The following is a 15380-nucleotide window of genomic DNA, read 5'->3' as shown; positions in this document are numbered from 1 at the left end:
GCAGGTAATTTCCTACGGGGCATGGCCTAATTCAAATTATCAATTAGCAAATTGTTCGGATTTTAGATAAAATAGATAAAACAATGACATCGACATTATTTTACCAGTTTAAAAGCTTTCTTAAAAAGGTTTCACCGGCCTTTTTGCTGGATTTTTACCATTTCTTTCTGGCTTTTCTGGCAGCCTTAATTTACGGGTTTTCTTCCAGGAAGATTAAAACTATCGGCGTTACCGGCACCAGCGGAAAATCAACCGTAGTGGCGATGATGGCGGCAATCCTGGAAGAGGCAGGTTTTAAAGTCGCCTCTTTGTCCTCAATTAGATTTTGCATTGCCGGCAAAGAAGAAGTTAATAACAAACGCATGACCTTGCCCGGCCGGTTTTTTGTCCAGCAGTTTTTGAGCAGGGCGGTCAAGGCCGGCTGCCAATACGCGGTTTTAGAAATCACCTCAGAAGGAATTGCACAGCACCGGCATAGGTTCATCGGTTTTGAGGCGGTGGTTTTCACCAATCTGAGCTTGGAACACATTGAAAGCCACGGCTCTTTTGAGAAATACCGGGAAGTGAAAGGAAAACTGTTCAAGGCCTGCAGGGGCATCCACATTTTGAATTTAGATGATGAAAACATAGATTATTTCAATCGATTCAGAGCGAGGGAGAAGTGGGGATACAGTATAGAGCGTAAAGTGCAAAGCGCAAAGCGTAAAACCACAACTGAAAACTTAAAGTTTATTGAAGCGACAAATTGCGCAACGATAGATGGTCTCAGATTTTTTACGGGAAATACAGAATTTAACTTAGGGCTTCTGGGAGAGTTTAATATTTACAATGCCTTGGCCGCCATCGCCGTGGCTAGGTCCCAAGGCATAGATTTAGAAGCCTGCCGCAAGGCTCTCGAAGGATTCAAGGGCGTTCCGGGAAGAATGGAAGAAGTTATTTTCACGCCCTTTAAGGCTTTTGTGGATTATGCCATCACCCCAGTCGCTTTAGAAAAAGTTTACCAAACTCTTGTCTCTCGTCGCATACCAGATACCAGATACCAGATACCAGATACAAAGTTAATCTGCGTTCTCGGTTCTTGCGGCGGCGGCAGAGATAAATGGAAAAGGCCAGTTTTGGGCCAGATCGCCGCCAAACATTGCGGCCAAATCATTTTGACCAACGAAGACCCCTACGATGAAAATCCGCAAGAAATTGTAGATGATATCAAAAAAGGGATACAAAATACTAAATACCAGATACAAGATACAAAGGTTATTTTAGACAGGAGACAAGCGATAAGTAAGGCCTTGGGCTTAGCACAGCCAGGCGACACGGTGATAATTACCGGCAAGGGTTGCGAACCATCAATGTGCCTGGCCAATGGCAAACAAATTACCTGGGACGACCGTCAGGTAGTGAGAGAAGAGATGCGGAAGCTTCAAAAATATCAAGAGTCGTCGCTACCACTTTTGAACGGCCGTCAAAAAGTGGTATTAGAGGAGGTTGAGAAGCAGTATGAGATTCTAGAGCATAAAGCGGATTTAAAGATCAGGGTTTTCGGGAAAACCAGAGAAGATCTTTTTCAGAATGCGATGCTGGGAATGTTCGCTGCGGCCGATTATCAATCGGACGAAAACGGTGAAGTCGTCGAACGCAAAATAGAAATCGATTCGTTTGATTCAGCGACTCTTCTAGTCGATTTCCTGAGCAGAGTCATTTGCCTTTGCGAAGCCAACCAAGAAATTTATGACGGAGTTGAGTTGGCTCAGTTATCCGAAAAACGACTGGAGGGAGAATTATCTGGCAGGAAGCTAAAGCAAATGGGGGTACAAATTAAGGGGGCGACCTATCACGGTTTAGATATTCACCAGAATCAAGAAGGTTCCTGGGAGGCGACCGTTCTTTTTGACGTTTAATTAAAAAACTAAGCTAAAAATATGCCACAGATTTTTGAATTCAAATGCAACCAGTGCGATTTTGTCTTTCCGCGAGGCTGGGGAGGGGTAATGTATGTCAAAAACGAAAAGGGCGAAAAAGTAATCTGCCCCCATCCAGCCGAAGCTTTCACCATCGCTAAAGTTCTCGGCCTCGAATCGGGAGAGGTTTTTGCCTGGCTTTTGCGCGAGTCCGCCAAAATCACTCCGGAAAAGAAAGAACTGATTGACACTCGCACCGGCTTTGATTCAAATTGCGTTTGCCTTGATTGTCTGGATCAATTTCGACTCGACATTGTTAAAGAAGGAAAAAAGTGCCCTCAGTGTGGTAGGGCAAACATCAAGACCGTTCAAGAATCAGCCGGACAAATTTGTCCCAAATGCAAAAAGGGGACGGTCGAAAAAATTGATACGGGAATAATTAGTTAGAAGATCAGAAATGCTTTCTAGAAGAGATTTAATCAAGATCACCGATTTTCTCTGGGAAATTCCCCGGTCTTTTAGGAACGACATGAAGGCACCAGCCCGTTTTTACATTTCGGAAAAATCCCTCGATGAAGTTTTTCGCGACGAATCTTTGAATCAGCTCGTCAATGGGGCGACTCTGCCAGGGATTGTCAGATACGCCTTGGCAATGCCTGACATGCATGAAGGCTATTCGGTGCCGATCGGGTTTGTCGGCGCCATGTCTTTAGATCAGGGAATTATTTCTCCTGGTGCGTGCGGTTTCGACATCAATTGCGGAATGAGGTTGTTAAAATCGCGGCTTGCCGAAAAAGAAATAAAGCCCCATTTAGACAAACTGACTGGAGAAATCCAAAAACAGGTGCCTTCTGGCCTGGGTCGAGGCGGGCAAATTAAGCTTTCTAATTCAGAAATAGACCGCATTTTGGAAGGTGGAGCTCACTATTTGGTAGAAAAGGGCTTCGGAGTTGTCCAGGACTTAGAGCATTGCGAGGCTTCGGGCAGATTGGCTTGGGCAAAAGCTAACGTCGTTTCCCAGCAGGCAAAAAGTCGCGGCCGCGACCAGGTTGGCACCCTCGGGTCGGGCAATCATTTTTTGGAACTTCAAAAAGTGGCTGAAATCTTTGACCAAAAAGCGGCGCAGGCCTTCGGGTTGTTTTTAGACCAGATAGTCATTATGGTTCATTGCGGTTCTCGGGGCCTCGGCCACCAGGTTTGCACTGACTATTTGCGGGAATTCATTCCTTTGATGGAGAATAAATACAAAATTAAAGTTCCTGACCGGGAATTCGCTTGTGTTCCTTTTAGTTCTCCAGACGGGCAGAGGTATTTCTCTGCGATGGCTTCAGCCGCCAATTTTGCCTGGGCCAACAGGCAAATGATCGCTCACTTTGTCAGAAAGGCTTGGAAAACTGTTTTTGACGATTCCCAAGATAGTTTGGAGCAGCTTTATGACGTTGCCCACAATATTATCAAGAAAGAAGAACATCAATTGAATGGTAAACAGGTGGAGTTAATTGTTCATCGCAAGGGTGCGACCCGTGCTTTTCCACCGGGCCATCCAGAGGTGCCTGAGAGGTATCGCGGAGTTGGCCAACCGGTCTTGATCCCCGGTTCCATGGGCACTGCCTCTTATATTCTTGTTGGCACAGCTGAAGGAGAGCAATCGTTTTTCTCAACCAATCACGGGGCGGGCAGAACCATGTCGCGCCACCAGGCAATGAGAACTATTACCGGCGAGCAGGTCGTCAGGGAATTAAACTCAAAAGGGATCATTGTTAAATGCCAGAGCTTGCGCGGTATTGCCGAAGAAGCGCCTTTAGCCTATAAAGACATAGATGACATTGTCGAGGTTGTCCATCAGGCCGGCCTCTCAAAAAAGGTAGCCAGGCTAGTGCCCCTGGCAGTAATTAAAGGAGAATAGAAGTTTAAGATGTTATGTTTTGGGCTTAAAACTAAAAATGGAGAAAAAGAGACTGTCAAAATCAACCAGGAAGTTTATTCGCAGGGAAAAGGCGAGAATCCGCCGGCAGGTTTTAATTTTAAAAGAACAGGAAAAACTAATCGCCGAGCTCTGTCAAAAAGTTTCTAAAGTTATTATTAAAACATGAAGACAAAAGAAATTTACAATCTGGCGATTGAGATAGGAAAAGGAGCGGATCTTCGCTCCCCAGAAACCGTAGCCAGACTCCTTTCGCGGGGAAGGGAGAAATTCGAAAAGCTATCTGAAGCGGAGAAAAAAGAGTTTGATCAAGAAGCCCTGACTAACCCCTATTCGGACACCCGGGTCTTGCATATTGCCAATGACAAAGAAGTCAAGAGAGTTTTGGTCGGTATTGATATTGAGTCGGCTGAGATCCTTCTGGCAAAAGAACTGGGAAACATTGATCTTATTATCGGCCATCATCCTTTAGGGAGGGCCTTAGCCGACCTTCATGAGGTCATGGAACTGCAGTGCGACGTTTTAAACCTTTACGGCGTACCCATCAACGTGGCCGAGGGACTGATGCGGGAAAGGATCTCTGAGGTAGCCAGAAAAGTTGGGCCGATAAATCATCAGCAAGTAGTGGACGCAGCCAGGCTCTTGGGTTTTAACCTGATGTGCTTGCATACTGTTTGTGATAATTTAGCAGCCAAGTTTCTTAAAGATAAAATTGAGACCCAGGCGCAAAGCCTAGAACGGCTGGAAGACTTGCTCAAGCTTCTGAAAGAAATTCCAGAATATCGCGAGGCGGTCAAAGTAGGAGCAGGCCCAAAGATTTTTGTCGGCAACCCCGAAAACCGATGCGGTAAAATCGCCTTGACCGAAGTGGCAGGCGGCACCGAAGGCTCACCTAAGCTATTTGAAAAAATGGCTATTGCCGGCATTGGCACGGTTGTCGGCATGCACATTTCCGAAGAGGGCAGGAAAGAAGCCGAAGCCGCCAACGTCAACGTCGTCATCGCCGGTCACATTTCCACAGACTCTTTAGGAGTTAACCTCTTTTTAGACCAGTTGCAAAAACGGGGGATCGAGATTATCCCTTGTTCGGGGCTGATCCGCGTTTCAAGAATTTAGAACAGTTGGAAAAGAAGTTTAGGCCCGCGAGAGCGGGTTTTCGATTTCTCTTTAATATCTGTTAAAATCAATGAATGGGAAAGAAAGCATATTTAATCCTGATTGCCACGGCAGTTGTTTGCGCCTGTTTTTTGCAATGGCAGGCGGCGGATTTAAATCTGGAATTTTCTTTACTGGAATCTTCTTTCGTCAACACCGCCCGGCTTTTCCGGCGGCCTGAATTTTTGCCGGATTTTAGCGTTTTCCGAAACCGACTTTCGATTGAAAAAAGTAATTGGTTGGAAGTAAACCTGGAAAAAAAAGAAGTTGCTATTTACAAGAAGGACATGCCGGAAAAGATTGTGCCGATTTTGCGTTGGGGAGATCCGATGGAATGGGGCGGCACGGCCGCCGGCTTAAACGAGGTGATTTTCAAGGCGAAAAGTAATTTTTCCAACACCGCTTTAGTTTTTATGCCATGGGCAGTGAACTTTTACGGTAAATACTACCTTCACGGCGAGCCGTACGACGCCAACGGCCAGAAATTTATTTCCGAAAATTCAGGCGGCTGTGTCCAGATGACTGACGCAGATGCCCAAGCGGTTTATGAAGAATCCACCAAAGGAATACCGGTTCTGGTGATTGACAAGAGCAACGACACTTTCCGCTATCCAAGAAAAAAGCCGGCGCCCATGCCCAAAACTGCGGCTAAAAGTTATTTGGTCGCTGACCTTGATTCCGGCTTTGTCTTTGCCGAAAAGAATATCGAAGAGAAGCTTCCCGTGGCTTCTCTGACAAAGCTGATAACCGCGACGACTCTTTCGGAAAACGCCGCTCTCAACACGTCGTTGTCGGTAAAAAAGCATATGCTCGACGCTTTCGGCTCGACCACTGGCTTGACGCCGGGCGCCCGCTTTAAAGTGGCCGAACTTTTTTATCCGCTTTTGGTTGAATCTTCAAACGACGCCGCCCTGGTCTTGTCGGCGTATTTCGGCATTGACCGGACGCTGGAGCTGATGAACGATAAAACCGCGAGGATCATGATGCCTGACAGCCGATTCGTTGACCCCCACGGCTATGACCCCGGTAATGTTTCGACGGCCAAAGACTTGTTTTATCTGGCGCGCTACGTTTCCAATAATTGGCCATTGCTTTGGAGAATCGCCAGGGGAGAAGAAGTGCGCATTTTCGGCAAAAACCGCTTTTTAAGCTTGAAAAACAAAAATCTGTTTTTCGACGAGCCGGATTTTATCGGCGGAAAAACAGGTTATATTAAGGCGTCTGATTATAACGGCCTTTTCGTTTTCCGATTTTTGACAAAGCGAGAAGTTGAACGGAGAATCGTCATTATCATTCTTGGCGCGCCGGGCCTTGAAGAAGGGGAACAAAACCTGAAACAAGAAACTCTGGCGATTATTGACTGGCTGAAGGAAAATTATTTTAATCGTCCTTAACTCCAATGAAAAACTATTCTTCCAACCGCGCTCAAAAAGGAAAAACAGCTTTCAGAACGCCAGATCGCTTTATCTATAAAAAGGCCGTCTTGAGATCCCGTTTTAAATCAAATTCCAGAGAGTATTTAAAAAAGAAGAATCCTTAAAATATGATTACCAAGTTTTTTATTTTATTGGTTTTGTTTTTCGGCTTGAGCTTCGCTTTGGACGAAATCTGGCAAAAGATTTTTACCGGCAGGAAATACCGATTTTTTCTTGTTCCGGGCGTGATAGTTCACGAATTTTCTCACGCCCTGGCTTGCCTGGTCGCCGGGGCTAAAATCCGCGAGATTAATTTGTTTTCTTCCAGCGGAGGTTATGTTGCTCACGAAGAGCCCAAACTTCCGATTTTGGGGGAAATTTTGGTTTCCCTTGCCCCGGTTTTCGGCGGCTTAGCTGCCGTTCTGGCCTTATCTTCTTTGTTTCAATTTCCTTTGCCGGTCGCTAGCGCCGGGTTTTTAAAATGGTTTGTTTTAAACTGGCTAAATTGGAAATTCTGGCTTTTCGCCTATCTTAATATCTCCATTATTATCTGCCTCGTTCCTTCTTTTCAGGATTTAAAAAACGCCAGTCTGGCGCTTTTGCTTGCTCTTGTCCTAACCTGGTTTCTAAAAGGAGGCCCTGCCCTGGGAATTTTTTTCCGCAGCTATCTTTTGACGCCTCTGTCAGCAGGGGTTGGTTTTGAAGTTTTTTTCTTGACGATATCCCTCCCTTTTTACTTTTTAAGATTACTTCTCAGGCGCTAAGCTTTTTACCATGTAGGTGTTTTTGAGACGATAGCCGAGCCTTCGGTAATAATTCCTGGCGCCGATTCCCGAAATAACCGCGATTTTCTTAAAACCCTGCTCCCGGCTGATTTTTTCCGCCTCTTTAATGAGATTTCTCCCCAAGCTTCGGTGTTGCGGGGAAGCTGCGGTTTTTTCGTTAAAGCCGATCGCCCGACCATAAGTGTGAACCTCGCGGATAATGGCCGCGTTTTTCAGCGCCGGAAAGATTGTGGGAGGTCGGACCTTCCACAGTTTGAGGCGGAGGCGCAAAAGAGCAAAAAGCTTTTGCCTTTTTTTGTCCTCGTAGCTTAAAAATATTTCTCTGCCGCCGGAAGCCGTATAATCCTGGCGGAAAAGCCTTAACTTGTCTTTTATTGAAAAGTTTCCCCTGACTTCGCGGCAGCGTATACAAGAACATTGTTTTCTTTGTTTTTTTAATTCTTGAGCGATTACCTGCCTGAGATTTGAGATTTTGCTGCCGGCGATAATCTGGGGCGAGGGGATGTCGCGGTAAATTCTGATGATGCGGCAGTAGCGGGGAATTTTCTGCTTTACCTTAACCAAAAGATCAACCAACCGGCGGTCGGTATAGGGCTTATATCGCTTTTTTAACCAAAGCCGATAAAGCGGAGCTTGCTTGACGACGACGCAAGGATAAATCTTTAAAAAGTCCGGCTGGAAATCAGGGTTATTAAACAACTCGGCAAACATCTTTTCATCCTTTTTTAAATCAGAGTCCAGAAGATTAGGCATCATATGGTAACAGATTTTAAAACAGGCGTCTTTCAAAAGTTTGGTCGCCCTAGCGGTTTCTGAAACATTGTGGCCCCGGAGATTCTTTTTAAGAACGTTATCGTCAAGGCTTTGGACTCCCAGCTCGACCCGGGTAACGCCCAATTCCCTCAATCTTTTAACCTCTTTTCCGTCGATGAAATCCGGCCGGGTTTCAACAGTGATGCCGATAATCCTGCGCTTGGCGTTTTCGTTTTTTCGCTGTTCTTTGAATAAATTTTGCCTGCCCACCGAAGCCCTTCGGTCTGAGCTCTCAGGGTCGAAGACTTTAGCGAAGGTGGAAGTTTTGCCAGCCTTCGGCTGGTCCGCCTCTGGCGGAGATTTGGGATTTGAGCCGTAATTATTTACGGCGCGAAAGCATTCTTTGACAAACCATTCCTGGTATTCTTTCGGCAAGAACGACCAGGTGCCGCCGATAATGATCAATTCTATTTTTGCGGTTGTATGGCCGGTGGCTTCCAGGGATTTTAACCTTGCTTCAACCTGAAGATAAGGGTCGAATTTGTTAGCCACGGCTCTCATGACCGCCGGCTCTCCTTGAAGATAGCTTTTTGGCAGGCCTTTTTGGTCGGGGCAGTAAAGGCAGCGTCCAGGGCAAGGCCAGGGCTTGGTTAAAACAGAAACAGAAACTATTCCCGATAACGAACGCATTTCCCTTGTGCACAAAAGCCGTTCCAGAGAGCTGTTTTTATTAACCCTTTTTTGTTTGAGTAAATCGTGATAGGTTTTAAGGAGAGCAGAGTTTTTCGGGCAGGAGAGGCGGTGTTTTTTGGCAAACCTTCTTTTTAGCAAGGCCAAGTCCGCTGGTTTTACAACCTCATTTTTAATCAAGTCTTTGACGAAACTTTCTTTTAAATCCATGGAACGAGAATTAGCCAAACAAATACTTGAAGAGACAAAAAACGATTTTAACCGGATCGCCCCGGACTTTTCCCGAACCCGCAGTCGGTTTTGGCCCGAACTGGTTACGGTGTTTCAGGGCTTTGCCAAAGATGGCAACAAAATTCTAGACATTGGCTGCGGTAACGGCCGGCTCCTGGACCTATACGCTGGTAAAGGAGTAGACTACACAGGCATTGATAACTCTTTTGCCCAGATAGAGGAAGCGAAAAAGCGCTGTCCGAATAATAGTTTTCTCGTTGCCGATGCCCTGAAATTGCCTTTTGCCGACAAATCTTTTGATAAGACTTTTAGTGTCGCCGTCCTTCACGAAATCCCTTCTTTGGAGTTCAGGAAAGCTTTTTTAAAAGAAGCGAGAAGAGTTTTAAAAGACGAAGGCCTGCTTTTTCTGACAGCCTGGGACTTAAGAGGTAGGATCGGCCTAATCTTAAAATACAGTTTTTTGAAGATAATTAAAAGATCGGGCCTTGACTGGGGAGATATTTTTATTCCCTGGGGGAGCGAAGTTCAGAGATACTACCACGTTTTCGGCAAAAGAGAAATCAGCCGGCTGGTAAAAAGCTCGGGTTTTGAGATAATAAAAACAGGCGTTGCTAGGAAGCAAGACAGATCAATGGCCAATCTTTATTTAATCGCCAAAAAACAATAATTTACGGAGAGATTTTGCCCTCGTAACTTAATTGGATAAAGTGCAGGCCTCCGGAGCCTGACATAGAGGTTCAATTCCTCTCGAGGGCATCATTCAAAATTGGCTGCCTGCCCCGTATAATCGCCATCATGACGCGAAGCTGTAAGCTTCAGGAATGAAAAGATTTATACGGGGTTCGAATCAGCCCAGGGGCACATGTGGGTTCGCCCCGTCATTCGACGGGGCGTCCGGTCGGATGACCGGACGAGTCAGCCCAGAGACACAAGCTCAATTATGGCGGCATAGAGTTAGTAATTATTGACAGAAACTACCTTTTGTTTATGATAAAGTTGAGGGGGTGCGAGATACTATTCTCTAAGGACAAATAGTTTTAGTGAAGGAGACTAAAGGTACCTTTCCTGCCATGTCCGGCGGGATCAGAAAAGACGTGCCAAATTCATCAAGACTATTTCCCCCTCAACAAAGATTCTCGGCTTTTAGACGGGGATTTTTGTTTTTTACAGATGGTTTTTATGGTAAAATGGGGTATCAATATGAAACCTCGCAACGATTTTCCATTTTACGATTATAATCCCGGAGACAAAAAACGCCTCAAAAGAATGATGGCTGAGTTCCAGAAGGGCTTTAACTTTCTTAACAGGTTTGAAGACGACCGGGTAGTTTCCATTTTCGGCTCCCATTTGGATAAGGCAGGAGAAAAGGAGTACGAGCAAGCAAGAAAGCTGGGGCGTCTTTTGGCAAAAGAAAACATCGTCGTTCTGACCGGCGGCGGGCCAGGGGCGATGGAAGCGGCCAATCGTGGGGCGGCCGAGGCGGGCGGCCGGTCCGTGGGCATTAATTTAGAGTTGGGGAAAAGCGAGCAGAAAAATGGATATGTCAAAGAAAGCATTTGCCTTCATTATCTTTTCGTCAGAAGGGTAATGCTCGCCCACGCCGCCCAGGCTTATGTGTTTTTTCCCGGAGGCTTTGGCACCTTAGACGAGTTTTTTGAGATCGCCACTCTGGTCGTCACCAAGAAAATCTATCAACAGATCCCAATCGTCCTTATCGGCAGGAGTTATTGGGACTCTTTGAAAAAGTGGCTGGAAAGAGTGCCGATGGAAAGGCACCGGGCGATTTTCAGAAAAGAATTCTTTTTTTGGAAAGTAGTTGACGACGAAAAACAGGCTTTCGAGATTTTAAAGAAGATTCCTGCCCGTTTTGCGCGCCACGAATCAGTGTGATCCCCGTTCAACGGGGGAAAGGTCGTTTAAAAAAACCATAACTTTTTAAACATGAGCTGCGGCAAATGCGAAACTCCTCAAGAAGGAGAATTAATCGGCAAAGTGACCCACTATTTTGATCGGGCCGGCGTTGCCGTTATCGATCTTCTAGAGAGCCTGAAAACAGGCGACACTATCAGGATTGTCGGCGGAGAGGTGGACTTTACCCAGAAAGTCGAGTCAATGGAAGTCGAACACCAGAAAATAGAAGTCGCCAAAAAAGGAGACTCGGTTGGCATGAAAGTGGATCAGAAAGTCAAAGACGGCTATAAGGTATATAAATTATAGATTTGTTTGCCTAATCATATGAACTTAGCGAAGGTTTTCGGCTGGCTCTTGCTTTTGGCCGGCTTGGCAATAATTATTTACGGATTGTACGCCTCATTTGGAATCTTTACCGGGAAAACAGCCGTGCCGGAGATTTTCAAATTAGACTCGGTCAAAACCGGCAAAACCCCAAAGATTTCTGCCTTCGGCGGAGAAATTGATTTGAGCGGGGTTTTGGGGTCAGAGCTTGGCCAATTTCTTCCTGCCAATTCACTGCCAAAAACCCTAAATCTGGTTGCCTGGTCTATTTTCACCGGCATTTTAATTCTCGGCGGCAGCCAAATCGCCGGCCTGGGAATTAAACTGATAAAATAATTCAGCGTCAGTTCCGCGTTTAGTTCAGCGTCAGTTCTGCGTTAAAAACCGGTGTTTCGCGAAACTGTCCGAGAATTTTGTCCAAAACTAGTACAAACCCTTTTCAATGAGAACGATCATCGACTTTCATATTCATTCCCGGTTTTCCCGAGCGACTTCAAAAGAGCTCAATTTAAGAAATCTTGCTAACTTCGCGGAGATTAAAGGAATCAAGGTTCTGGGAACGGGAGACTTTACTCATCCGATTTGGTTCAAGGAATTGAAAGAGGGATTAGAACCGGCAGAACCCGGCCTTTTTAAGGTCAAAAAACAGGTCCTCGGCAAAAACGGGGCGTCAGGGGAGGAGACCCGTTTTATTTTAACCGCGGAAATCAGCTGCATTTACAGTAAGAACAACCGGGTCAGGAGGATCCATCTGCTAATTATTTCTCCTACTTTTGAGGCCGTGGAAAAAATCAATGCCCGTCTTGAATGGATTGGAAACCTCAAAGCTGACGGCCGGCCGATTCTGGGATTGGATGCCAAGGAGCTTTTAAAAATCGTTTTGCAGACTTCTCCTGCTTCTATTGTCGTGCCGGCTCACGTTTTTACTCCCTGGTTCGCTTTATTCGGCTCTAAGTCTGGATTCGATTCGGTTGAGGAATGCTTCGAGGAATATTCAAAATATATTTTTGCCCTGGAAACCGGGATGTCGGCAGACCCTAAAATGTGCTGGAGGCTTTCTTCTCTGGATAAATACACTTTGATTTCCAACAGCGATTCGCACTCTTTGAGAAGAATCGGCCGGGAAGCCAACGTTTTTGAAGGAGAAGACTTGAGTTATCAGGAGATTATAAAGGCTATCAAAAAGACAAGCCAAAGTTTGAAATTGATCTATACTATCGAGTTCTTTCCCGAAGAGGGAAGATATCATTATGACGGCCATCGGGCCTGCGGGATTTCTTATTCCCCGGCAGAAACGAAAAAATCGGGAGGAACCTGCCCTGTGTGCGGAAAGCCTTTGACGATCGGGGTTTTGAGCAGAGTAGAGCAGTTGGCAGACAGGCCAGAAGGCATTGCTCCGGAAGGGGCCATCCCTTTCAAAAGCCTGGTGCCTTTAAAAGAGATCATCGGCGAGGCTTTGGGAGTTTTGCCCGGGGCTAAAAAAGTAGAAGAAGAGTACCAAAGCTTAATTAAAAAACTGGGGAGCGAATTTAAAATTTTGGTTGAGGCGAATCCGTCAGAATTAACATCAGCCACTTTACCCGAAGTGGTTGAAGGCATTTCCAGGGTCAGGCAGGGGAAACTAATCTTTGAGCCGGGCTTTGACGGCGTCTATGGAAAAGTCAGAATCTTCAGCCAGGGGGAGCAAAAAACAATTTCCAAGCAAAAGAGCTTATTCTGAAGGTGTTGACCCCGTACCAATTTTACGCCTTACGCTTCACGCGAAGCGCGAGTGGCGAATAGCCACATCCCGTTTCTTGGGCGCAGCGCTTCGCCCCAATTCAGGGTGCAGCTATTCGCTGCGCGCACTGAGCTAAATTATTCAGAAGTAAAATTGGTGCGGGGTTGACAAAAGTAGACGGTTGTGATAGGCTAGAAACGCCAAAGAGATCATAACTTAATCACGTTAGCCTAAAAACGAAGCGAGTTAAGCGACTCCAGGCAAACCAGGTAGTGAAGACTCGACATGCCGCTTTGCGGCAAATCAGAGATTAGCCGAGTTTCTACTACCCGGAAAGGTCGCTTTACAACATAAAGAAATCGCAAGTAGAGTCTCAAATTCTATTCACGGATTTATCTGTGCATAGATTAGTGATAATATTCGTGGTTTAAAAATATCGTGTTTCAGAAATTCAATCCCGGCGGGAGATCTTTTGAAGGAAAGCCTTTCGAAAGGAAAATGTACCAGGGAGACTGGACTTGCTCAGAGTGCGGAGGCAAAATCACCGAGCTTCCCTTTGAGCCATCACCCGACCGACCGATTTTCTGCAGAGACTGCCACTCAAAAAAGAGGCAATCATTCGGCAGATAAATTAAAAGAGAAGACGGGCTTTAAAAGGCCCGTTTTCTCTTTGGCATATTTATCATAATCGGCCGCCAATTTCAGGAATCTTGACTCGCCGTTGTTTATGTTCTAGCATGACCTAATCTTTAAAACCGCCAAGTATTGACCCCGCACCAACTTTACCAGAAAAGCATCTTGCGAAGTGCGCTTGCCGAATAGGCAAACCCTCCGTAATTGGGCGCAGCGCTTCCCCGAAGGAGTCCCGCTTACAGCGGGACCCTACGGGGCAGGCGCCCAAATTTCGTTTAGCGGCTACTTGCCCCGTATAATCCTGAAAGGATTTGTACGGGGTTCGCTGCCCGCGCTGCGCGATCTAATAATCCAGCAAAGTTGGTGCGGGGTTGACAACCTTTTTTATAAGGGTAGAATGCCATTGGCAATCATGTTGAACAAGAAGTTTTTCCTAACCAAAGAAGGGCTGGCAAGAATTAAGGATGAGTACCAGGAGCTCAAAAGGCTCAAACTCTCCAGGATCAGCAGCGAATCGCCGCGGATTTTGCATTCGGAAGACATTAATCCCGAATTTTTGGCTTTTCAGGAAGACTTGGAATTGTTAGACACGAGAATCGTCGAGCTTGAAAACATTTTAAAAAACGTCCAGCCCATAACAGCGCCGCCAAAAGAAAAGAGAGGCGTTATTGATTTGGGAGCTCAAGTTCAAGTTGAAGTCGATGGTCAAATCGATGAATTTACGATTGTTGGAACTTCGGAAACTAATCCTGATATAGGCAAAGTTTCAAACGAGTCTCCAATAGGAAAAGCACTTTTAGGTCATAAGATAGGAGAAGAAGTAGTAATTGGCTCCCCAGCGAAAGTCACTTATAAAATCGTGAAAATTAGATATCCCTCTCTGTGAATTTTTCGCAATTTCAAGAATTTCCAGTATAATTAAGACTAGGTTGCCCCTGGTTTTTAATTTTATGGCATTGAAATGAAAATAGGCATAATCGGACCAATCAATCTCCAGAAATTAAGCAAACTTACTCTGAGGCCAGCAGATTTTTTTGTTAGAAAAGCAAAAAATATAGGGAAAATTTTAGCTGAAAGCGGAAGCGAATTATGGGTAAATAGTGATAAAGGCATGTTAGCTGGAGTGGCAAGAGCTTATAGAAAGAATAATGGTAAAAAATTAGTTATTCTTTGGCCCCGAAAGGCCGAACCTTGGCCAAATGATCATGCCAGCCCATATATAAAATATGCAGATGAAATTAGAAAAGAGCTCAATTGGTTTTGGACAAATTATAATGTGGTGGCCTTGCCGGATATATGCATTTGCCTGGGACTGAGCGCAGGGGTTTTGAGTGAATTAGCCTACATTAAATGGAATTATCAATTTAAAAGAGGAAATTTGAAAAAGTTAGTTGTAATAAAAGAATTGTTGAGGGGCGGTAAATTGCCGCCAGAAATTGAGTTTGATATTAAAGGAGTTGTAACTTATATTAATAAAGCCGAAGAGTTGGGAAAAGTTTTGGAAAGCTTTTCCAAAAACTCGAACTAACCATGAGAAATATCCTTAAGTTTTTTCTAGAAATTAGTAAATTAAAGGATGTAGAAAGGAAAGGGATAACTTTCTATGGCGTGAAAAATCCTGACAGTGCCACTGACCATACTTTTCGTTCGGCAATGATGGCTTGGGTCTTTGGGGCAATGAATAAAAATCTTAATGTAGAAAAAGTAATTAAGCTGACCCTGATTCATGACATTTATAAGATTTATCTTGGCGACGCTACTCCTTATGCCGGGCTTTTACCAAAAAATAAGAAGAAAAAAGCAGAATTTGTTAAAAGATGGCGTCGTCTTTTTCAGGCCCGAAAAGAGAGAAGATATAACAAGAAATATGCGAAACAATACGAAGTCTTTAGAAAATTATTCCAAAACTTACCTCAAGAACTAAGAAAAGAAGCAGTAAGT

Annotated in this window: 17 protein-coding genes and 1 tRNA gene; 17 read left to right on the top strand and 1 reads right to left on the bottom strand. The window is 45.1% G+C overall.

What is annotated here, in order from left to right:
• The first annotated feature begins 83 nt into the window (after positions 1 to 83).
• From Q8N16_03580 to Q8N16_03550, 7 genes are all read left to right on the top strand, one after another.
• Positions 84 to 1898 (top strand): archease, encoded by a 1815-nt coding sequence (locus tag Q8N16_03580; protein ID MDP3093819.1) that lies wholly within the window; start codon positions 84 to 86, stop codon positions 1896 to 1898.
• A 21-nt stretch (positions 1899 to 1919) separates the two neighbouring features.
• A complete protein-coding gene (locus Q8N16_03575; protein ID MDP3093818.1) occupies positions 1920 to 2345 on the top strand; it encodes a hypothetical protein in 426 nt (141 codons plus the stop codon).
• A 10-nt stretch (positions 2346 to 2355) separates the two neighbouring features.
• On the top strand, positions 2356 to 3804 hold the full coding sequence (locus Q8N16_03570; GenBank protein MDP3093817.1) for an RtcB family protein: 1449 nt from the start codon (positions 2356 to 2358) through the stop codon (positions 3802 to 3804).
• Positions 3805 to 3841: 37 nt separating this feature from the next.
• Positions 3842 to 3991: a hypothetical protein gene (locus tag Q8N16_03565; protein MDP3093816.1), complete on the top strand. Its 150-nt coding sequence runs from the start codon at positions 3842 to 3844 to the stop codon at positions 3989 to 3991.
• On the top strand, positions 3988 to 4938 hold the full coding sequence (locus tag Q8N16_03560) for an NGG1p interacting factor NIF3 (GenBank protein MDP3093815.1): 951 nt from the start codon (positions 3988 to 3990) through the stop codon (positions 4936 to 4938). The genes Q8N16_03565 and Q8N16_03560 overlap by 4 nt, the downstream gene beginning before the upstream one ends.
• Before the next feature lie 74 nt (positions 4939 to 5012).
• Positions 5013 to 6371 carry a L,D-transpeptidase family protein gene (locus Q8N16_03555; protein MDP3093814.1) on the top strand — a complete coding sequence of 453 codons (1359 nt, stop codon included), beginning with the start codon at positions 5013 to 5015 and terminating at the stop codon, positions 6369 to 6371.
• 149 nt (positions 6372 to 6520) lie between these two features.
• A complete protein-coding gene (locus tag Q8N16_03550) occupies positions 6521 to 7156 on the top strand; it encodes a M50 family metallopeptidase (protein ID MDP3093813.1) in 636 nt (211 codons plus the stop codon).
• On the opposite strand, the gene Q8N16_03545 is transcribed toward Q8N16_03550, so the two are convergent.
• Positions 7139 to 8830 (bottom strand): tRNA uridine(34) 5-carboxymethylaminomethyl modification radical SAM/GNAT enzyme Elp3, encoded by a 1692-nt coding sequence (locus Q8N16_03545; GenBank protein MDP3093812.1) that lies wholly within the window; start codon positions 8828 to 8830, stop codon positions 7139 to 7141. The two genes, Q8N16_03550 and Q8N16_03545, sit on opposite strands and share 18 nt — an antisense overlap.
• Here Q8N16_03545 and Q8N16_03540 point away from each other — a divergent pair.
• From Q8N16_03540 to Q8N16_03495, 10 genes are all read left to right on the top strand, one after another.
• On the top strand, positions 8829 to 9518 hold the full coding sequence (locus tag Q8N16_03540) for a methyltransferase domain-containing protein (protein MDP3093811.1): 690 nt from the start codon (positions 8829 to 8831) through the stop codon (positions 9516 to 9518). The two genes, Q8N16_03545 and Q8N16_03540, sit on opposite strands and share 2 nt — an antisense overlap.
• 16 nt (positions 9519 to 9534) lie before the next feature.
• Positions 9535 to 9607 (top strand) — tRNA-Arg (locus Q8N16_03535).
• A 444-nt stretch (positions 9608 to 10051) separates the two neighbouring features.
• Positions 10052 to 10741: a TIGR00730 family Rossman fold protein gene (locus tag Q8N16_03530; protein ID MDP3093810.1), complete on the top strand. Its 690-nt coding sequence runs from the start codon at positions 10052 to 10054 to the stop codon at positions 10739 to 10741.
• Positions 10742 to 10792: 51 nt separating this feature from the next.
• On the top strand, positions 10793 to 11068 hold the full coding sequence (locus Q8N16_03525) for a hypothetical protein (protein MDP3093809.1): 276 nt from the start codon (positions 10793 to 10795) through the stop codon (positions 11066 to 11068).
• Positions 11069 to 11086: 18 nt separating this feature from the next.
• Positions 11087 to 11422 carry a hypothetical protein gene (locus Q8N16_03520; GenBank protein MDP3093808.1) on the top strand — a complete coding sequence of 112 codons (336 nt, stop codon included), beginning with the start codon at positions 11087 to 11089 and terminating at the stop codon, positions 11420 to 11422.
• A 106-nt stretch (positions 11423 to 11528) separates the two neighbouring features.
• Positions 11529 to 12806, top strand: a complete 1278-nt coding sequence (locus Q8N16_03515; GenBank protein ID MDP3093807.1) for an endonuclease Q family protein — start codon at positions 11529 to 11531, stop codon at positions 12804 to 12806.
• Positions 12807 to 13244: 438 nt separating this feature from the next.
• Positions 13245 to 13436 carry a hypothetical protein gene (locus tag Q8N16_03510; protein ID MDP3093806.1) on the top strand — a complete coding sequence of 64 codons (192 nt, stop codon included), beginning with the start codon at positions 13245 to 13247 and terminating at the stop codon, positions 13434 to 13436.
• 415 nt (positions 13437 to 13851) lie between these two features.
• The gene (locus tag Q8N16_03505; protein MDP3093805.1) at positions 13852 to 14325 is read left to right on the top strand and encodes a GreA/GreB family elongation factor; all 474 of its coding nucleotides are present in this window, start codon (positions 13852 to 13854) and stop codon (positions 14323 to 14325) included.
• A gap of 75 nt (positions 14326 to 14400) precedes the next feature.
• On the top strand, positions 14401 to 14967 hold the full coding sequence (locus Q8N16_03500) for a hypothetical protein (protein MDP3093804.1): 567 nt from the start codon (positions 14401 to 14403) through the stop codon (positions 14965 to 14967).
• A 2-nt stretch (positions 14968 to 14969) separates the two neighbouring features.
• On the top strand, positions 14970 to 15380 hold a 411-nt coding region (locus Q8N16_03495; protein MDP3093803.1), incomplete at its 3' end, for an HD domain-containing protein.

This window comes from bacterium (assembly GCA_030693425.1).
Classification (GTDB): Bacteria; Patescibacteriota; Minisyncoccia; order Minisyncoccales; family GWA2-46-15; genus GWA2-46-15.
The sequence above is the reverse complement of the archived record's forward strand: the minus strand, read 5'-3'. Positions and strand labels throughout refer to the sequence as shown.